This window comes from Streptomyces sp. NBC_00247, from assembly GCF_036188265.1.
In the GTDB taxonomy this organism is placed as follows: domain Bacteria; phylum Actinomycetota; class Actinomycetes; order Streptomycetales; family Streptomycetaceae; genus Streptomyces.
This window is the reverse complement of sequence record NZ_CP108093.1, coordinates 5,595,808-5,614,791: the sequence shown is the minus strand read 5'-3', so window position 1 is coordinate 5,614,791 and position 18,984 is coordinate 5,595,808. Positions and strand designations below refer to the sequence as shown.

Annotated in this window: 14 protein-coding genes; 3 read left to right on the top strand and 11 right to left on the bottom strand. The window is 70.7% G+C overall.

Features of this window, described 5'->3' with window-relative positions; genetic code table 11:
- Window positions 1–77: 77 nt before the first annotated feature.
- The 7 genes from gap to uvrA all read right to left on the bottom strand — a co-directional run bounded on the left by gap (window position 78) and on the right by uvrA (window position 10,577).
- Complete coding sequence (gap, locus tag OHT52_RS24425) at window positions 78–1,088, bottom strand: type I glyceraldehyde-3-phosphate dehydrogenase (protein WP_328722311.1); 1,011 nt, start codon at window positions 1,086–1,088, stop codon at window positions 78–80.
- 484 nt (window positions 1,089–1,572) lie between these two features.
- Window positions 1,573–2,562, bottom strand: coding sequence for a DNA-binding protein WhiA (gene whiA / locus OHT52_RS24420; RefSeq protein ID WP_328722310.1), 990 nt, complete (start codon window positions 2,560–2,562; stop codon window positions 1,573–1,575).
- Window positions 2,553–3,587 carry a gluconeogenesis factor YvcK family protein gene (locus OHT52_RS24415; protein WP_328722309.1) on the bottom strand — a complete coding sequence of 345 codons (1,035 nt, stop codon included), beginning with the start codon at window positions 3,585–3,587 and terminating at the stop codon, window positions 2,553–2,555. Before OHT52_RS24415 ends, whiA begins: the two co-directional genes overlap by 10 nt.
- Window positions 3,584–4,558 (bottom strand): RNase adapter RapZ, encoded by a 975-nt coding sequence (rapZ, locus tag OHT52_RS24410; protein ID WP_328722308.1) that lies wholly within the window; start codon window positions 4,556–4,558, stop codon window positions 3,584–3,586. Before rapZ ends, OHT52_RS24415 begins: the two co-directional genes overlap by 4 nt.
- On the bottom strand, window positions 4,555–6,717 hold the full coding sequence (gene uvrC, locus OHT52_RS24405) for an excinuclease ABC subunit UvrC (RefSeq protein ID WP_328722307.1): 2,163 nt from the start codon (window positions 6,715–6,717) through the stop codon (window positions 4,555–4,557). Before uvrC ends, rapZ begins: the two co-directional genes overlap by 4 nt.
- A gap of 96 nt (window positions 6,718–6,813) precedes the next feature.
- Window positions 6,814–7,242, bottom strand: a complete 429-nt coding sequence (locus tag OHT52_RS24400; protein WP_328723884.1) for a Rieske (2Fe-2S) protein — start codon at window positions 7,240–7,242, stop codon at window positions 6,814–6,816.
- A 332-nt stretch (window positions 7,243–7,574) separates the two neighbouring features.
- On the bottom strand, window positions 7,575–10,577 hold the full coding sequence (uvrA, locus tag OHT52_RS24395; RefSeq protein WP_328722306.1) for an excinuclease ABC subunit UvrA: 3,003 nt from the start codon (window positions 10,575–10,577) through the stop codon (window positions 7,575–7,577).
- A 174-nt stretch (window positions 10,578–10,751) separates the two neighbouring features.
- Here uvrA and OHT52_RS24390 point away from each other — a divergent pair, with 174 nt between their 5' ends.
- The 3 genes from OHT52_RS24390 to OHT52_RS24380 all read left to right on the top strand — a co-directional run bounded on the left by OHT52_RS24390 (window position 10,752) and on the right by OHT52_RS24380 (window position 12,397).
- Window positions 10,752–11,441 (top strand): maleylpyruvate isomerase family mycothiol-dependent enzyme, encoded by a 690-nt coding sequence (locus OHT52_RS24390; RefSeq protein WP_328722305.1) that lies wholly within the window; start codon window positions 10,752–10,754, stop codon window positions 11,439–11,441.
- 10 nt (window positions 11,442–11,451) lie between these two features.
- Complete coding sequence (locus OHT52_RS24385; RefSeq protein ID WP_328722304.1) at window positions 11,452–12,108, top strand: MBL fold metallo-hydrolase; 657 nt, start codon at window positions 11,452–11,454, stop codon at window positions 12,106–12,108.
- A gap of 103 nt (window positions 12,109–12,211) precedes the next feature.
- Window positions 12,212–12,397 (top strand): hypothetical protein, encoded by a 186-nt coding sequence (locus OHT52_RS24380; RefSeq protein ID WP_328722303.1) that lies wholly within the window; start codon window positions 12,212–12,214, stop codon window positions 12,395–12,397.
- Window positions 12,398–12,507: 110 nt separating this feature from the next.
- Here OHT52_RS24380 and OHT52_RS24375 read toward each other — a convergent pair whose 3' ends face one another.
- The 4 genes from OHT52_RS24375 to uvrB form a co-directional block, all read right to left on the bottom strand.
- A complete protein-coding gene (locus OHT52_RS24375; RefSeq protein WP_328722302.1) occupies window positions 12,508–13,551 on the bottom strand; it encodes a TerC family protein in 1,044 nt (347 codons plus the stop codon).
- Window positions 13,552–13,906: 355 nt separating this feature from the next.
- Complete coding sequence (locus OHT52_RS24370) at window positions 13,907–15,859, bottom strand: TerD family protein (RefSeq protein WP_328722301.1); 1,953 nt, start codon at window positions 15,857–15,859, stop codon at window positions 13,907–13,909.
- A gap of 202 nt (window positions 15,860–16,061) precedes the next feature.
- On the bottom strand, window positions 16,062–16,640 hold the full coding sequence (locus tag OHT52_RS24365; protein WP_328722300.1) for a TerD family protein: 579 nt from the start codon (window positions 16,638–16,640) through the stop codon (window positions 16,062–16,064).
- 172 nt (window positions 16,641–16,812) lie between these two features.
- Complete coding sequence (gene uvrB / locus OHT52_RS24360) at window positions 16,813–18,954, bottom strand: excinuclease ABC subunit UvrB (protein ID WP_328722299.1); 2,142 nt, start codon at window positions 18,952–18,954, stop codon at window positions 16,813–16,815.
- Between the last annotated feature and the right edge of the window lie 30 nt (window positions 18,955–18,984).

Below are 18,984 nucleotides of genomic sequence, written 5' to 3'. Positions count from 1 at the left end.
ACGCGAGAAGGCCCGGACGGCGCTTCATCGCGCCGTCCGAGCCCCTCACTACATCGAGATGCCTGCCGATCCGAGGATCAGAGCTGGCCGCCGACGAAGACGGTCAGGTCGACGAGGCGGTTGGAGTAGCCCCACTCGTTGTCGTACCAGCCGAGGATCTTCACCGTCTTGCCTTCCTGAACCATCGTCAGGGAGGAGTCGAAGGTGCAGGAGGACGGGTCGCTGACGATGTCCGAGGAGACGATCGGGTCCTCGGTGTAGGTCAGGTAGCCCTTCAGGTCGCCGTCGTCGGCGGCCTTCTTGAACGCGGCGTTGACCTCGTCCTTGGTGACCTCGCGCTGCAGCTCGACGACCAGGTCGGTGGCGGAGCCGGTCGGGACCGGGACGCGCATCGCGATGCCGTCGAGCTTGCCCTTGAGCTGGGGCAGGACCAGGGCGGTGGCCTTGGCGGCACCGGTCGTGGTCGGGATGATGTTCTCGGCGGCGGCGCGGGCGCGGCGCAGGTCCGAGTGCGGGAAGTCCAGGATCCGCTGGTCGTTCGTGTACGCGTGGACCGTCGTCATCAGGCCCTTGACGATGCCGAAGTTCTCGTCGAGAACCTTGGCCATCGGCGCCACACAGTTGGTGGTGCAGGAGGCGTTGGAGATGACGTGGTGGTTGGCCGCGTCGTACTTGTCGTGGTTGACGCCCATCACGATCGTGATGTCCTCGTCCTTGGCCGGAGCCGAGATGAGGACCTTCTTGGCGCCACCGGCGATGTGCTTCGCGGCGTCGGCCTTCTTGGTGAAGATGCCGGTCGACTCGATGACGATGTCGACACCCAGCTCACCCCAGGGGATGTCGGCCGGGTTGCGCTCGGAGAGCACCTTGATGGTGTGGCCGTCGACGGTGATGGTGTCGGCGGTGTGGCTGACCTCGGCCTTGAGACGACCCAGAATGGTGTCGTACTTCAGCAGGTGAGCCGTGGTCGCAGTGTCACCCAGGTCGTTGACAGCCACGATCTCGATGTCCGCACCCTGCTCCAGCAGCGCGCGGAAGTAGTTACGACCGATGCGGCCAAAGCCGTTGATGCCTACGCGGATCGTCACGAACCGATCTCCTCGTTAGGTACGCCGGGTTTCGACGCCGGCGAGTTGTATGGGATGTCCCCGACCGCTCCCGACCCTACCTCTCATGTGGCCCGCGGGTGACATCGAGAGGCCTCGTACGCGCACCGATACGACCTACTGACCAGTAGGAACACATGGCTCCGGCCCGCCGGGGGCCCACCGGTCACCCTTCGGGCCGGAAAACGGGCTCTGTCCTGCGACGATCGGACATGTGCCCAACGCCCGTACACACACGGACGATCGGGGTCTGACAGGCGACGCCGCGTGGTGACGGGCGGGGCCGCGGACCGGCGTCCGGCCTCCCGGCCGACGCCCCCGCGCTCCGCCGCGGGCGTCTTCTCCGTACGGCGGAAAAGCCGTCGCCGGCGTCCCCGCGAAGGGAACGCCGGCGACGGTCGTATACGACGGTGCGGCCCGGAGTGGACCGGAGGGCGGGCCGGAGTGGAGCGGGGGTGGACCGGCCTCAGCCGACCAGGCCTTCCGCCATCTCCTCGCTGAGGGTGGACTCCGTACCCGGGATGCCGAGATCCTGTGCGCGCTTGTCGGCCATCGCCAGCAGCCGGCGGATACGCCCGGCGACGGCGTCCTTGGTCAGCGGCGGATCGGCGAGCGCGCCCAGTTCCTCCAGCGACGCCTGCTTGTGCTCCATGCGCAGCCGTCCGGCGGCGGCGAGGTGCTCGGGGACCTCCTCGCCCAGGATCTCCAGGGCGCGGCCCACGCGGGCACCGGCGGCCACGGCGGCACGGGCGGATCGGCGCAGGTTGGCGTCGTCGAAGTTGGCGAGCCGGTTGGCGGTGGCCCGCACCTCGCGCCGCATCCGGCGCTCCTCCCAGGCCAGCACGGACTCGTGGGCGCCGAGGCGGGTCAGCAGGGCGCCGATCGCGTCGCCGTCGCGGACCACCACGCGGTCGACGCCCCGGACCTCGCGGGCCTTGGCGGCGATGGAGAGCCTGCGCGCCGCCCCGACCAGCGCGAGCGCCGCCTCGGGACCGGGGCAGGTGACCTCCAGCGAGGAGGACCTGCCCGGCTCGGTGAGCGAGCCGTGTGCCAGGAAGGCCCCGCGCCAGGCCGCCTCGGCGTCGCAGGTGGCCCCCGAGACCACCTGCGGGGGCAGCCCGCGGATGGGACGGCCGCGGCCGTCCACGAGACCGGTCTGGCGGGCCAGCTGGTCGCCGCCCGCCACGACGCGTACGACGTACCGGGAACCGCGGCGCAGCCCGCCGGGGGCCATCACGATCAGCTCCGAGGCATGCCCGAAGATCTCCAGGATGTCGCGCTTGAGCCGGCGGGCCGCCATCGCCGTGTCCAGCTCCGCCTCGATCACGATCCGGCCGCTCACCAGGTGCAGCCCGCCCGCGAACCGGAGGATCGCGGAGACCTCCGCCTTCCGGCAGCAGGTCCGGGTGACGGGAAGCCGAGAGATTTCGTCCTTCACCGCTGGCGTCATCGCCATGGGCCGATCCTTCCATGCATCCGAAAAATACGGTCGTACGCGGCGGCCAGCAGCTCCGGATCATGAATCGGAACGCCGTCTGGCGAGGCCACCGGCGCCAGCTCCACCGCGGCACCGAGCCGCTTCGCGGCATCGGCGAGGGACTCGCGGTCAGGCACGGCGGCCTCATCGGCCAACACCACGTCCAAGGCGAGTTTAGGTGCGTGTCGCCCCAAAACCTCCAAATGACGCTGCGGGGAGAAGCCATCTGTTTCACCGGGTTGCGGCGCGAGGTTCAGCGAAAGCACCTTCCGGGCCTTCGTCGCGACCAGCGCGTCGAGCAGATCCGGTACCAGCAGGTGGGGGATGACCGAGGAGAACCAGGAGCCCGGCCCGAGCACCACCCAGTCCGCGTCCAGAACGGCCTCGACCGCTTCCGGGACGGCGGGCGGGGCGTGCGGGACCACCTGCACGGACTGCACCTCGCCCGGGGTGAGGGCCACGGTCGCCTGGCCGCGTACGGTCACGATCGCCTCGGGTCGCTCCGGCTCGTGCCCCCTGACCTGCGCTTGGAGCTCCAGCGGTACGGCGGACATGGGCAGCACCCGGCCGTGCGCGCCGAGCAGCGTGCCGACCAGGTCGAGCGCCTGCACGTGGTCGCCGAGCTGCTCCCAGAGCGCCACGATCAGCAGGTTGCCCACCGCGTGCCCGTGCAGGTCGCCCCGGGACTCGAAGCGGTGCTGGGTGACTCTGGCCCAGGTCTGCCCCCAGTCGTCGTCCCCGCAGAGGGCCGCCAGCGCCTTGCGGAGGTCGCCGGGCGGGAGCACCCCGAACTCGTCGCGGAGCCGTCCGCTGGAACCGCCGTCGTCGGCGACGGTGACGACGGCGGTCAGGTCACCGGTGATGCGGCGCAGGGCCGCGAGCGAGGCGGACAGCCCGTGGCCGCCGCCGAGGGCGACGACCTTCGGCGGGCCGCCGCGCCTGCGCCCCGAGCGGAGCGAGGCCGCCCTGCTCAGTCTCCGCAGCCGCAGGTTGACGGTGGTCACTCTCGCCCCATGTCCCGGTGGACGAGGACGGTCTCGATGCCTTCGGCGGCGAGGCGGGCGGAGAGCTTCTCCGACATCGCGACGGAGCGGTGCTTGCCGCCCGTGCAGCCGACCGCGATGGTCACGTAGCGCTTGCCCTCGCGGCGGTATCCGGCGGCGACGAGCTGGAGCAGCTCGGTGTACTGGTTGAGGAACTCCTTGGCGCCCGGCTGGTCGAAGACGTACGCGGACACCTCCTCGTTCAGGCCGGTGAAGGGGCGCAGCTCGGGCACCCAGTGCGGGTTCGGCAGGAAGCGGCAGTCCACCACGAGGTCGGCGTCGACCGGCAGACCGTACTTGTAGCCGAACGACATCACCGTGGCGCGGAGCTCCGGCTCCTGGTCGCCGGCGAACTGGGCGTCCATCTTGGCGCGCAGCTCGTGGACGTTGAGGCTGGAGGTGTCGATGACGAGGTCGGCGTCGCCGCGCAGTTCGCGCAGCAGGTCGCGCTCGGCCGCGATGCCGTCGACGATCCGGCCGTCGCCCTGGAGGGGGTGGGGGCGGCGGACCGACTCGAATCGCCGCACCAGGGCGTCGTCCGAGGACTCCAGGAAGACGATCCGGCGGGTGACGTGCTTGGTGTCCAGGTCCGCCAGGGACTCGCGGAGGTTGTCGAAGAAGCGGCGTCCGCGTACGTCCACGACCACGGCGATCCGGGCCACGTTGCCCTGGGAGCGCGCGCCGAGCTCGACCATGGTCGGGATCAGGGCGGGCGGGAGGTTGTCGACGACGAACCAGCCGAGGTCCTCCAGACACTTCGCGGCGGTGGACCGGCCGGCGCCGGACATCCCGGAGATGATCACCAGTTCGGGGATGGCCGTCGGGACGGCGTCGCCCGTCTCGTTGGTGGTGCCCGTGCTCACGTCTGCTCCGTCTGTTCGGTCCGGGTCCGGTTGCGTGGGTTCTGCGTGGCGGTGCTCATGGTCGGTCATGGCGTGCCCCCGTCGTTCTCGTCGATGATCTCTCCTGTGGCCGTGTTCACGGCGGGCGCGGCCGGCGCGGCCGTGGCGAGGGCCGCGGCCACCGACTCCGCGGTCCTGCGGCCTATCCCCTGGACCTCGCAGATCTCGTCGATTGTCGCCTGCCGCAGCTTCTTGACGGAGCCGAAATGCTTGAGGAGCGCGAGTTTCCGGCTCTCGCCGAGGCCGGGGACGCCGTCGAGGGGGCTGCTGCGGACCCGCTTGGCGCGCTTGGCGCGCTGGTAGGTGATGGCGAAACGGTGGGCCTCGTCACGGACGCGCTGGAGGAGGTAGAGGCCCTCGCTGGAGCGGGGCAGCACCACGGGATCGTCGTCGTCGGGGAGCCAGACCTCTTCGAGGCGCTTGGCGAGGCCGCAGACGGCGATGTCGTCGATGCCCAGCTCGTCCAGGGCGCGCTTCGCGGCGGCCACCTGCGGCTGTCCGCCGTCCACCACGACGAGTTGCGGCGGGTAGGCGAACCGCTTGGGGCGGCCGTCGTCCTCGCGGGGCTCGGTGTCGTCGGGGGTGTCGTCCTCGCGCGGCCCGTCGGTCGGGGAGGCGGCGAGCCCGGGGGCGCCCGCCCCGGGAGCGTCGGCCCGGGGAGCGTCGGTGGCGGGAAGGCCGGTGCCGGGGGCGTCGGTGGCGGGAGCCTCGGTGGCGGGGGCGCCGGTGCCCGGGGCGGCCACTCCGGGGGCGTCGGCCCGGGCAGGTTCCTCCCACTCCCCCAGGCGCTCCTTCTCCTGGAGGTAGCGGCGGAACCGGCGGCCGATCACCTCGTGCATCGACCGGACGTCGTCCTGGCCCTCGAACCCCTTGATCTGGAAGCGGCGGTACTCGCTCTTGCGGGCGAGCCCGTCCTCGAAGACGACCATCGACGCGACGACGTCGTCGCCCTGGAGGTGGGAGATGTCGTAGCACTCGATGCGCAGCGGGGCGGTGTCGAGGCCGAGCGCCTCGGCGATCTCCTCCAGGGCCCGGGAGCGGGTGGTCAGATCGGAGGCACGCTTGGTCTTGTGCAGTCCGAGCGCCTGCTGGGCGTTGCGCTGGACCGTGGCCATCAGGTCCTTCTTGTCGCCGCGCTGCGGGATGCGCAGGCTGACCTGGGAGCCCCGGCGGTGGGCGAGCCACTCGGAGACCGCGTCGGGGTCCTCGGGCAGCGCGGGGACGAGGACCTCCTTGGGTACGGAGTCGCCGGTCTCCTCCCCGTAGAGCTGCTGGAGGGCGTGCTCGACCAGGCCGGAGGTGTCGACCGCCTCGACCTTGTCGGTGACCCAGCCGCGCTGGCCGCGCACCCGGCCGCCGCGTACGTGGAAGATCTGGACGGCCGCCTCCAGCTCGTCCTCGGCGACGGCGATGAGGTCCGCGTCGGTGGCGTCGGCGAGCACGACCGCGCTCTTCTCCATCGCCCGCCGGAGTGCCCCGATGTCGTCCCGGAGCCGGGCGGCGCGCTCGTACTCCATGTCCTCCGCGGCGAGCGTCATCTCCTTCTCCAGGCGGCGCATGTAGGCCCCGGTGCGGCCTGCCATGAAGTCGCAGAACTCCTCGGCGAGTTCACGGTGTTCCTCGGGGCTGACGCGGCCGACGCAGGGGGCGGAACACTTGCCGATGTAGCCGAGCAGGCAGGGGCGGCCGGTGCGGGCGGCGTTCTTGAGGACACCGGCGGAGCAGGTACGCACGGGGAAGACGCGGAGCATCAGGTCGACGGTCTCGCGGATCGCCCAGGCGTGGCCGTACGGGCCGAAGTAGCGCACGCCCTTCTTCTTGGCGCCCCGCATGACCTGGACCCGGGGGAACTCCTCGTTGAGGGTGACCGCGAGGTAGGGGTAGCTCTTGTCGTCGCGGTACTTGACGTTGAACCGGGGGTCGTACTCCTTGATCCAGGAGTACTCCAGCTGCAACGCCTCGACCTCGGTGGAGACGACCGTCCACTCCACGGAGGCGGCCGTGGTCACCATGGTGCGGGTGCGCGGGTGGAGGCCGGCCAGGTCCTGGAAGTAGTTGGCGAGGCGCTGGCGGAGGTTCTTCGCCTTGCCGACGTAAATCACCCGGCGGTGCTCGTCGCGGAACTTGTAGACCCCCGGGGAGTCGGGGATCTGTCCCGGCTTGGGGCGGTAGCTGGAGGGGTCTGCCATGTCTCACACCCTACTTCCGGCCGGTGACAGCCAGGTTGCCGTCCGGCCCGCGCCGCCCTGACGGGAGGGAGGCGGGCGGGCCGCGCCCGGCAGGGGTCAGGCGCCGGGACCCGCGGTGAGCCGGCCGTCGGCCGCGCTGACCGGGACGGCGGGCAGCGGCACGGTGGCCGGGCCGTGGATGACCTCGCCGGTCGTGGTGTCGAAGACGCTGCCGTGGCAGGGGCAGTGGCCCTCGTTGTCCTCGACCTTGTACAGCAGGCAGCCCGCGTGGGTGCACTGGGCGCTGAACGCCTTGTACCGGCCCTTCGACGGGCAGGCCACCACCAGGCGCTGCTCGCTGTAGAGCTTCGATCCGCCGACCGGGACGGCGTCGGCCGCGCCGAGGTCGACCTGCGCGGTCGGAGTCGGGGTCTCGGCGTGCCCGAGCTTGGAGTCGGTCGAGCAGGCGGCCGCTCCCAGCCCGGCGGTGCCGACGAGCGCGGCGCCCTTCAGCACGGTGCGGCGGGTGGCGGGCGAGCCGGACATCGCGGTCTCCACGGAGGTCGGTGGTACGAGGGGTGTGCGGTGGTACGGGGCGTCACGGGCCGGGGAAGGCGACGGACGCACGGCCGGGGCGCTACGACAGAACCGACGATACCGGCGGAGATCGGCGCCTCGGCGCCCGGGTCCGGTCCACGGACCGGTGGGCCCGGACGGGCCGCCGTACGAGCAGCGTCGCGGCACGGGTGGAACGCGGCACGAGCGGCCGGACGGGAGCCGGACAGGCGGCGGCCGGACGCCACGGGGCCCGGCCCGCCGGTGTGCCTCCCCCGGATTCCCGGGAGGCGGGGCGCACCGGCGGGCCGGGCCGGGGCGCGTCACGCCTTGCGGGCGCGGGTCGCCTTCTTGGCCGGCTGCTTCGCCGTGGCGGCGGTGGCCGTCCGCCGGGCGGGAGCGGTCTTGGCGGCGACCGTCTTCCTGGCGGCGGTCTTGCGCACCGGCTTGCGCGCGGCGGGCACGGCCGCCTCGTTGATCCGGTCGGTGTCCAGGACGTCCTGGAGGAACTTCCCGGTGTGGCTGGCGGGCACGGCCGCCACCTCCTCCGGGGTGCCTTCGGCGACCACCAGGCCACCGCCGTTGCCGCCCTCGGGGCCCATGTCGATGACCCAGTCCGCCGTCTTGATCACATCGAGGTTGTGCTCGATGACGACGACGGAGTTGCCCTTGTCGACCAGTCCGGAGAGGACCTTGATCAACTTGCTGATGTCCTCGAAGTGCAGACCGGTGGTCGGCTCGTCCAGGACGTAGACCGTGCGGCCCGTGGAGCGCTTCTGGAGCTCGCTCGCCAGCTTCACGCGCTGCGCCTCACCGCCGGAGAGCGTCGGCGCGGACTGCCCGAGCCGGACATATCCGAGGCCGACCTCGTTGAGGGTGCGCAGGTGCCGCGCGATGGTCGGGACGGCCTCGAAGAATTCCAGGCCTTCCTCGATCGGCATGTCCAGCACCTCGGCGATGGACTTGCCCTTGTAGTGGACCTCCAGGGTCTCCCGGTTGTACCGGGCTCCGTGGCAGACCTCGCACGGCACGTACACGTCGGGCAGGAAGTTCATCTCGATCTTGATGGTGCCGTCGCCCGAGCAGTTCTCGCAGCGCCCGCCCTTCACGTTGAAGGAGAAGCGGCCCGGCAGATAGCCGCGCACCTTCGCCTCCATCGTCTCCGCGAAGAGCCTGCGGACGTGGTCGAAGACTCCGGTGTAGGTCGCCGGGTTGGACCGGGGGGTCCGGCCGATGGGCGACTGGTCGACGTGGACCACCTTGTCGACGAGGTCGTCCCCGTCCACCCGGGTGTGCCGGCCGGGGACCGACTTGGCGCCGTTGAGCTCCCGGGCCAGGTGGGTGTAGAGGATGTCGTTGACCAGGGTGGACTTGCCGGAGCCGGAGACCCCGGTGACGGCCGTGAGGACGCCGAGGGGGAAGGAGACGTCGATGTCCTGGAGGTTGTTCTCCCGGGCGCCGTGCACGGTGAGCCGGCGGCTCGGGTCCACGGGGCGGCGGACGTCGGGGACGGTGATCTCCCGCTTGCCCGAGAGGTACTGGCCGGTGATCGACTGCTTGTTGGCCAGCAGCTCCTTCAGCGATCCGGAGTGGACCACCTTGCCGCCGTGCTCCCCCGCTCCGGGGCCGATGTCCACGACCCAGTCCGCGACCTTGATCGTGTCCTCGTCGTGTTCCACGACGATGAGCGTGTTGCCCATGTCGCGGAGCCTGACGAGGGTCTCGATCAGCCGGTGGTTGTCGCGCTGGTGCAGGCCGATGGACGGCTCGTCCAGCACGTACAGCACGCCGACCAGGCCGGAGCCGATCTGGGTGGCGAGGCGGATGCGCTGGGCCTCACCACCGGACAGGGTGCCGGCCGCGCGGTTCAGCGAGAGGTAGTCGAGGCCCACGTCGACGAGGAACTTCAGCCGCTCGTTGACCTCCTTGAGGACCCGCTCGGCGATCTTCTTGTCCCGGGCGTTGAGCTTGAGGCGGCCGAGGAACTCCGCGCAGTCGCTGATCGACATCGCGGCGACCTCGGCGATGGACTTCTCCATCACCGTGACCGCGAGGACGATCGGCTTGAGGCGGGTGCCCTCACAGGTCGGGCAGGGCACCTCGCGCATGTACCCCTCGAAGCGCTCCCGGCTGGAGTCGCTCTCGGCCTCGGAGTGCCGCCGCTTCACGAACTGGACCGCACCCTCGAAGGAGGGCGTGGTGTAGGCGCGCTCGCGGCCGTAGCGGTTGCGGTAGCGCACCTCGGTCTTGATCTTGTGGCCGTAGAGCAGGGCCTTCTTGGCGCGCTGCGGAAGCCCGGCCCACGGGATGTCCGTGCGGAAGCCGAGGGCCTCGGCGAGTGCGCCGATGAGGCGGCCGAAGTACTCCTTGGTGTGGCCGTGCGACCAGGGGTGGATGGCTCCCTCGTCGAGCGACTTCTCCTCGTCCGGGACGACCAGCTCGGCGTCGACCTCCATGCGGGTGCCGATGCCGGTGCAGTCGGGGCAGGCGCCGAAGGGCGAGTTGAAGGAGAAGGAGCGGGGCTCCAGCTCCTCGAAGGAGAGGTCGTCGTACGGACAGTAGAGGTGCTCGGAGAACATCCGCTCACGCTCGGGGTCGTCCTCGGGGAGGTCCACGAAGTCGAGCACGACCATGCCGCCGGAGAGTCCGAGGGCCGTCTCCACCGAGTCGGTCAGCCGGCGCTTGGCGCTGTCCTTCACCGTGAGGCGGTCGATGACCACCTCGATGGTGTGCTTCTCCTGCTTCTTCAGCGTGGGGGGCTCGGAGAGCTGGATGGTGGCGCCGTCGACCCGGGCACGGCTGTACCCCTTGGTCTGGAGGTCGGCGAAGAGGTCGACGAACTCGCCCTTGCGCTCGCGGACCAGCGGGGAGAGCACCTGGAAGCGGCTTCCCTCGGGCAGGCCGAGGACCTTGTCCACGATGGCCTGCGGCGACTGGCGGGAGATCGGCCGCCGGCACTCGGGGCAGTGCGGCTTGCCGATGCGGGCGAAGAGCAGGCGGAGGTAGTCGTAGACCTCCGTGATGGTGCCGACCGTCGAGCGCGGGTTGCGCGAGGTCGACTTCTGGTCGATGGAGACGGCGGGCGAGAGGCCCTCGATGAAGTCGACGTCCGGCTTGTCCATCTGGCCGAGGAACTGCCGGGCGTACGAGGAGAGCGACTCGACGTAGCGCCGCTGCCCCTCGGCGAAGATCGTGTCGAACGCGAGGGAGGACTTACCCGACCCGGAGAGCCCGGTGAAGACGATGAGGGAGTCACGGGGCAGGTCGAGCGAGACGTTCTTCAGGTTGTGCTCGCGCGCGCCACGGACGATGAGACGGTCGGCCACGCCGGTCCGCACCTTTCTTGAGAGAAACGGGGAACTGAGCCCCCGGTCCAGGTTATGGGGGGCGCCACAGCGGTGTGGAAAGCTTTCGACTTCGAGCGTATAGCACGCACATTCGATTTCCGGCCGGTCGTCGCCTCCTTCACCCGAACGGGTGGCGGGGCTACGCTCGGTCCCATGAGCGATCCTGTGCGCGACCTGGAATCCGTACGCGAAGCTACGGAGCGTCTGCTTTCCGCAGTCGCCCTATGGGACAAATCCACTGTCTCCGAACCGTCCCGTCTGCCCGGTTGGAGCCGGGGCCATGTTCTGGCCCACCTGTCACGTAACGCCGACGCGCTCCGAAATGTTCTCCGAGGGCTCCCGATGTACGCGAACGGCGAAATCCGCGACCGAGACATCGAGGCCGGAGCGCCCCGCTCGCTCGCCGAGCACCTGGAGGACCTGCGCACGAGCGGCGAGCTGTTCCTCGCCGAGGCCGCCGTCACCGCCGACTGGTCACGCACCGTGGAACTACGGGCCGGCGTGACGGACTCCGCCCTCCACCTCCCCTTCCGGCGCTGGGCCGAGGTCGAGCTGCACCACGTGGACCTCGGTACGGGGTACGAGCTGGAGGACCTGCCGGAGGCATTCGTGATCCGGGAGATCGACTTCCTGGCGGGGCGCTTCGGAGACCACCCGCAGGTGGTCTCCACCGGCATCCGGGCCGACGACGGCCGCGTATGGACCACGGGTGGCGGCAAGGAGGGCCCCGTGACCGGTGTCGGCGGCCCGGCTCCGGAACTCCTGGGCTGGCTCTCGGGCCGCCGCGACGGCTCGGCCCTGACCGTGGAGGGCGGCCCTCTCCCCGTACTGCCGCCGCTATAGGCTGCCGCCCATGACCTACAGCGGAGCGGTGCGGGTCGGCGGACCCGCGGACGTGCACGAGCTGACCGGCCTGATGATCTCCAAGGTCGCGGTCGGCCCGATGAACAACAACGCCTACCTGCTGCGCTGCCGGGCCACCGGCGAGCAGCTCCTCATCGACGCCGCCAACGAGGCGGACACCCTGCTGCGGCTCATCGGTGAGGACGGCATCGCCTCGGTGGTCACCACGCACCAGCACGGTGACCACTGGCAGGCGCTGGCCGAGGTGGTCGCCGCCACCGGCGCCGTCACGTACGCCGGACGGTACGACGCCGAGGGCATCCCCGTCGCGACCGACGTCCTGGTGGAGGACGAGGGCACCATCCGGGTCGGCGAGGTCACCCTGACCGCCCGCCGCCTGGTCGGCCACACCCCGGGTTCCATCGCGCTGGTCTACGACGACCCGCACGGGGCTCCGCACCTCTTCACCGGCGACTGCCTCTTCCCCGGAGGCGTCGGAAACACCCGCAAGGACCCCGAGGCCTTCGCGAGCCTGCTCCACGACGTGGAGACCAAGCTCTTCGACCAGCTCCCCGACGAGACCTGGGTCTACCCGGGTCACGGCCACGACACCACGCTCGGCGACGAGCGCGGACAGCTCCCCCAGTGGCGCGCCCGGGGCTGGTGACCGCGCGGCGTACGCCCCGCACCCACGACGAGGGGTGTCCCGGCCACCGGAAGACAAGTGGCCGGGACACCCCTCGTCGTCGTGGGTGCCCGAGGGAGCGGAGGTGAAGGCGCTCCAGGCCGCCACCGAGGACGAGGTGAAGAAGGTCCTCGCGGAATTCGACCAGTACACCTCCTGCACGGGCGAGCAGATGGACCCCGAGGCCAGGGTGGTCCTCGCGCGCGCCGCGGAAGAGGACACGACGTTCTTCTCCTTCTGGAAGGGCGGCGTGCGGGCCGAGGCGTACTGAGGGCACACGCCCGCCCCTCCGTGGAAGGGCTCCCCGCCCGCGCGCCCCGGCAGGGACACGCGGGCGGGGAGGACTCCGCGGGAGGGCCGGGCCCGCCGAGCCCGCCGGGCTCAGCCGCCGACGCTGCTGCTGCCCTTGCGGGCTTCGGCGTCGGCGTCGCCCGTGGCGTCGGCCGGGGAGCCGGACTCCCGCTCGGACGCGGCCCCGGCCGCCGCCTGCTTCCGGCCCGCGATCAGGCTGGTGATGGTGGTGATCACCAGGACGCCGCAGATGACGGAGAGCGAGAGCGGGATCGAGATCTCCGGGACGTGCACACCCGACTCGTGCAGCGCGTGCAGCACCAGCTTGACGCCGATGAAGCCGAGGATCACCGAGAGTCCGTAGCTGAGGTGGACCAGCTTCTTCAGCAGCCCGCCGATGAGGAAGTACAACTGGCGCAGCCCCATCAGCGCGAAGGCGTTGGCCGTGAAGACGATGTACGGGTCCTGGGTCAGGCCGAAGATCGCCGGGATGGAGTCGAGGGCGAAGAGCACGTCGGTGGTGCCGATCGCGAGCATGACGACCATCAGCGGGGTCATGACGCGCTTGCCGTTGTTCCGGATGAAGAGCTTGGTGCCGTGGTACCGGTCGGCGACGCCGAAACGGTGCTCGATGGACTTGAGCAGCCGGTTCTCCTCGAACTCCTCCTCGTCCTCGTCGGCCCGCGCCTCCTGGATCAGCTTCCATGCCGTGTAGATCAGGAACGCGCCGAAGATGTAGAAGACCCAGGAGAAGTTGGCGATGACGGCCGCGCCGGCCGCGATGAAGATCGCCCGGAGCACCAGGGCGATCAGCACGCCGACCAGCAGCACCCGCTGCTGGAGCTGGGAGGGCACCGAGAACTTCGCCATGATCAGGACGAAGACGAAGAGGTTGTCGACGCTCAGTGATTTCTCGGTGATGAAGCCGGCGAAGAACTCGCCCGAGGCCTGGCTGTTGCCGAAGACCAGCAAGCCCAGGCCGAAGAGTGCCGCCAGAGTGATCCAGACGACCGTCCAGATTCCGGCTTCCTTGGTCGACACGTCATGGGGCTTGCGCCCGATGAAGAAGTCGACGGCGATGAGGGCTGCCAGACCGAGAATGGTCAGCACCCAGAGGGTCCATGAAACGTCCACTGCGCCTCCGGCAGTTCGCTACGGCTACTGATCAGCGTCGTCGCTGCCGGAGGTCTCTTCCACCCGGGCGTACGGGATGTACGCCGGGCCGACGCCCCGGGACCGGTCACAGTCCGTACTGACGGGAACGCCACGTGTGGGAATACTCCCCTCCGTCCAAGAAACGGTACAGGTATAACCAAGAAAAGGTAAAGAGGATGGCAAAGGAGAATCAAAAGACCCTGGTCGCGGCGGCCCTACTGCGTTAGCGGCGCACCTTCCCGGACGCCGACCCGTCTCGCCGAACCATCTCGCCGGCCGCGCGCGACCCGAGCCGCAGCCGCGGCGATCCGTCGCCCGCGGGCCCCGCAGGGCGTCAGAGCCCGCGGGCCCGTCGTGCCTCGGCCACGGTGGCGAGCACCTGTTCCAGGACCCGGCTGCCCTGCGGGACGCTCGGAGGCTCGTACGTCCACACGTGACGGACCCAGGGGTCGGCGAGGTGGTCGCCCGCGAGCGGGGTGAGCCGGAGGAGCCCCCGCCAGAACGGTGCGAGGACCGGCCCGTACGCGGACGCGTCCTCCTGGTCCGCGACCAGCAGCAGATGCACTCCGACCGAGGGGCCCTCGTAGGCGAGGTAGCGCAGCCGGGTGACCGCGCGGTCGTCGAAGCCGTGCGGGAAGTCGTTGACGACGAGCAGTTGTCCGGCCGGGTCGAGATCCGGCGGCAGCGCGTCGGCGGCACCGGCCCGGACCGCCATCTGGACCAGGTCGACGCGTCGGGTGAGCCGGTCGAGGACGGCCTCCACCCCGGCGGCCCCCGATGCCGGCGGCCCGGCGAGCACTCCGGCACGGATCAGCGGCGCGAGGGCGGCGGCGCCGGCCCCCGCCGGGTCGACGACCTGGACCGACATCTCTCCCGCCGGGTACGCGGCGAGCAGCCGTACGGCATGCGCGACGGCGCTCTCCAGTGCGAGGCGCTTCAGCTCCGCACCGTCCCGCACCATGTCCGCCCCCGATTCGCTCCGCCCCGAGTCGATCCACAGGCCGCGCTCCAGCGGGAGCCGCACGAGCAGCGGAATGCGCAGCTCCGGACGTTCGGGCAGATGTACCTCGCCGAGCCGCAGGGCCCAGGGCTCCCCGGACACGGCCCGGTGAGCGTGCCAGACGGGCTTGTCCCAGCCGGCGCAGGGGGCGGGGAGCGCGGGCTCCACCACCTCGGACTCGGCCACCAGCTGCGCGAGGTCCCGGTCGAGCGCCTCCCGGGCACGGGCGACCAACTCGTCGTGTTTCGCCCGTGCCGCCTCACGCGCGGTGTCTCCCGCCCCGCCGATGCGGTTGCGCGGGTCGGACAGGAGGCGGTCGAGTTCCTCCTCCAGCCGCGACTGGGCGAAACCGACGGCGCCCCGGTAGGCGGCGGCGCTCCGGGCCAGGTCCTCGAACATGCCCCAGACCTGGTTGTAGAGCCGCTCGTCCATGGAGTGCCCGGCGGCGTCCCCGGCCACCGGCGCGGCGGGGCCGGTCGGGGCCGCGGGAGGGGTGACAGGAGAGCCGGCCGTGCCTGGCGGGAAGGCCGGCGCGGTCGACGGGGCCGGGGCGGACGGGGCGGTCGACGTGGGCGGGGCGGTCGACGGGGCCGGGGCGGCGGGGACGGTCCGGCGGCGCGGGTGCGCGTAGTCGATCCGGCCGCCGGGCGGGACCGCCGCCGCGTCCGCCACATCGTCGGCGCCGGCCACCACAGCTCCGGCCAGGGTCGCGGGGGGTCCCTGCGGGGCCGGAACGAGAGGTCCGGCCGCCGCCAGGAGGATCGCGGCCGCCAGCTCCGCCGCCTCGCTCAGCCCATGGTCAAAGAGCATGCCCGCGAGCCCGGAGGAGTAGCCCTGACCGACGGCCCGCACCTTCCAGGCGCCGGCGCGGCGGTAGAACTCCAGGGCGCCGACGGCGGACTCGGTGTCCAGCCCGGTGAGGGTGAAGCCGGCGATCCCGGTGCCCTCGGGTCCGGTGACGGACACGAAAGGCGCGGCCACCGCGCCGAAGCCGGTGGGGGCGCCGGGTGTCCGGGGAAGGGCCAGCAGCACGGTGACGCGGTGCACCTCCCCGGGCAGTGCGTCGAGATCGAGGTCGAGCCGGTGCTCGGAGGCGGCCCGTCGGGGCACTTCGATGCCGGGCAGCCTGGGTGCTCCGGGGTGGGCGACCCATGCGGCGCCCCGTACGGTGCCCTGCTCGTCGGCGAGGGTGGCTCCGGCCACGACCGGCGAGCCCGCCGACACCCGGACTTCCAGACGGGTCGAGGGCAGCGGATGGTTCTGCCCCCGGACGAGTTCGGCCGTCATCTGCCCTTGTCCCCTTGCTGCCCGACCCTGTCGGTGCGTGAGCGTGCGATGAGTGCGTTCCTCCGGGGCCGCGTCCCGGGGTACGCGCGACTCCCGGAGGCGGGAGCCTCCGGGAGTCGCGTGGGCCGTCGGGCCCGAGGTTCTGTCCGGTCCCGCCGGCACTCGTCCCGCGCCGGGCGGGACGGGTCCGGGCGGGTGGCCGTCAGAGGTGCGGCAGGATCGCCGGCATCAGGTCCTGGAAGGTGCGGCCGTTGGCGGGGTTGCCGAGAGCGGTCATCTGCCAGCCGGCACCGGCACGGTGCACCTTCGCCATGATCTGGGCGGTGTACTGGCCGCCGCCGTCGAGGGTGTAACGGGCCAATTCCTGGCCGTTGGTCTCGTCGACGATGCGGCAGAAGGCGTTCTGTACCTCCTGGAACGTCTGGCCGGTGAAGCTGTTCACCGTGAAGACGATCTGGTCGATGTGGACCGGCACCCTCGCCAGGTCCACCAGGATCGCCTCGTCGTCGCCACCCGATCCGGCGCCGCCGACGAGGTTGTCGCCGGTGTGCTTGACCGAGCCGTCATCGCTGACGAGGTGCCGGAAGAACACCACGTCCACCGGCTGCTTGTCGGCGAACAGGACCGCCGAGGCGTCCAGGTCGATCTCGCGGGTGCGCGATCCGAAGAAGCCGCGGCGCGGTGCCGCCTGCCAGCCGAGCCCCATCCGCACCGCGGTCAGGGTTCCCCCGTCCTGCTTCTGCAGGCTGATCGCCTGACCCTTGGTCATGTTGACCGTCACGCGCTGTCCCCTCTCCGCGTCGCTCCGCGTCGTGCTCCGCAACCGTCCGTGTTTGCGGGTTCCCCCGACCCTACGCATGACACCCGCGGCCGATACCGATCCGGGGCGTTCTGTGTCGTTCTTGCAACACAGGACGCCGACCGGGGCCGTCATGGTGCACACACCCCGTGTGTCAGGCGATCCCCGCCTCCTTCATCTGCCGCAGCTCCTTCTTCAACTCGCCCACCTCGTCACGCAGGCGTGCGGCGACCTCGAACTGGAGGTCGGCGGCGGCGGCTCGCATCCGCTCGGTCATCTCCTCGATGATCCCCGAGAGCTCCTCGGCGGGCCGGTCGCTGGTCACGGCACCCCTGGCGCGGGCCTTCCCGGCGTCCGCCTTCGCCTCCCCCGCCTTGCTCGCCTTGCCGCCGAGCGTCGGCACCGGGGCCTTGGCCCCCTTGGTCTGCCGGTAGCCGGTCCCGAGGAGCTGCTCGGTGTCGACTTCCTCGCGGGCGATGGAGGCGACGATGTCGTTGATCTTCTTGCGCAGCGGCTGCGGGTCGATGCCGCGCTCGGTGTTGTAGGCGATCTGCTTCTCGCGGCGCCGGTTGGTCTCGTCGATGGCCCGTGCCATCGCGGGCGTGACCTTGTCGGCGTACATGTGGACCTGGCCGGAGACGTTGCGCGCCGCGCGTCCGATGGTCTGGATGAGCGACGTGGCGGAGCGCAGGAACCCCTGCTTGTCGGCATCGAGGATCGCGACCAGCGAGACCTCGGGCAGGTCGAGGCCCTCCCGCAGGAGGTTGATGCCGACCAGCACGTCGTACTCGCCGGACCGCAGTTCGCGCAGCAGCTCGATGCGGCGCAGGGTGTCGACGTCGCTGTGGAGGTACCTGACCTGGATGCCGAGTTCGAGGAAGTAGTCGGTGAGGTCCTCGGACATCTTCTTGGTGAGGGTGGTGACGAGAACCCGCTCGTCGCGTTCGGTGCGGATGCGGATCTCGTGGACGAGGTCGTCGATCTGGCCCTCGGTGGGCTTGACCACGATCTCCGGGTCGACCAGCCCGGTCGGGCGGATGATCTGCTCGACGAAGCCGTCGCCGCGCGAGAGCTCGTAGTTGCCCGGGGTGGCGGAGAGGTAGACGGTCTGGCCGATCCGCTCCTGGAACTCCTCCCACTTCAGGGGCCGGTTGTCCAGGGCGGACGGCAGCCGGAACCCGTGGTCGACGAGGGTCCGCTTGCGGGAGGCGTCGCCCTCGTACATCGCGCCGATCTGCGGCACCGTGACGTGGGACTCGTCGAGCACCAGCAGGAAGTCCTCGGGGAAGTAGTCGAGGAGCGTGTTCGGGGCGGTGCCGGGCGAGCGGCCGTCGAAGTGCATGGAGTAGTTCTCCACGCCGGAGCAGGTGCCGATCTGGCGGAGCATCTCGATGTCGTAGGTGGTGCGCATGCGCAGGCGCTGGGCCTCCAGCATCTTGCCCTGCTTCTCCATGGAGGCCAGCCGCTCCTCCAGCTCCTGCTCGATGCCGGTGATCGCCTTCTCCATGCGCTCGGGGCCGGCGACGTAGTGGGTGGCGGGGAAGACGTGCAGCGAGGTGTCCTCGCTGATCACCTCGCCGGTGAGCGGATGGAGGGTGGAGAGCGCCTCGATCTCGTCGCCGAACATCTCGATGCGGACGGCGAGCTCCTCGTAGACCGGGAAGATCTCGATGGTGTCGCCGCGCACCCGGAAGGTGCCGCGGGTGAAGGCGAGGTCGTTGCGGGTGTACTGGATCTCGACGAACCGGCGCAGCAGCTGGTCGCGGTCGACCTCGTCGCCGACCTTGAGCTGGATCATGCGGTCGACGTACTCCTGCGGGGTGCCGAGGCCGTAGATGCAGGAGACGGACGCGACCACGACGACGTCCCGCCGGGTGAGCAGGGAGTTCGTCGCGGAGTGGCGCAGTCGTTCGACCTCCTCGTTGATCGAGGAGTCCTTCTCGATGTAGGTGTCCGACTGCGGGACGTACGCCTCGGGCTGGTAGTAGTCGTAGTACGAGACGAAGTACTCGACGGCGTTGTTGGGCAGCAGTTCGCGGAACTCGTTGGCCAGCTGGGCCGCCAGCGTCTTGTTGGGTGCCATGACGAGGGTGGGCCGCTGGAGCTTCTCGATCATCCAGGCGGTGGTCGCCGATTTGCCTGTGCCGGTCGCGCCGAGCAGGACGACATCCTTCTCACCTGCTCGGATGCGCTTGTCGAGCTCGGCGATGGCCGTCGGCTGGTCGCCGCTGGGCTGGTAGGGACTGACGACCTCGAAAGGCGCCACCGAACGTTCGATCTTCGAAACGGGCCGCATGCATCCACCGTACGACCCGGCACCGACAAC

What these genes read in the sequence shown, in the direction of transcription:
- whiA (WP_328722310.1), bottom strand. Translation starts at nt 2,562, where the DNA reads ATGGCGATGACGCCAGCGGTGAAGGACGAAATCTCTCGGCTTCCCGTC.
- rapZ (WP_328722308.1), bottom strand. Translation starts at nt 4,558, where the DNA reads ATGACCGACCATGAGCACCGCCACGCAGAACCCACGCAACCGGACCCG.
- uvrC (WP_328722307.1), bottom strand. Translation starts at nt 6,717, where the DNA reads ATGGCAGACCCCTCCAGCTACCGCCCCAAGCCGGGACAGATCCCCGAC.
- OHT52_RS24400 (WP_328723884.1), bottom strand. Translation starts at nt 7,242, where the DNA reads ATGTCCGGCTCGCCCGCCACCCGCCGCACCGTGCTGAAGGGCGCCGCG.
- OHT52_RS24390 (WP_328722305.1), top strand. Translation starts at nt 10,752, where the DNA reads ATGAGCGATCCTGTGCGCGACCTGGAATCCGTACGCGAAGCTACGGAG.
- OHT52_RS24385 (WP_328722304.1), top strand. Translation starts at nt 11,452, where the DNA reads ATGACCTACAGCGGAGCGGTGCGGGTCGGCGGACCCGCGGACGTGCAC.
- OHT52_RS24370 (WP_328722301.1), bottom strand. Translation starts at nt 15,859, where the DNA reads ATGACGGCCGAACTCGTCCGGGGGCAGAACCATCCGCTGCCCTCGACC.
- uvrB (WP_328722299.1), bottom strand. Translation starts at nt 18,954, where the DNA reads ATGCGGCCCGTTTCGAAGATCGAACGTTCGGTGGCGCCTTTCGAGGTC.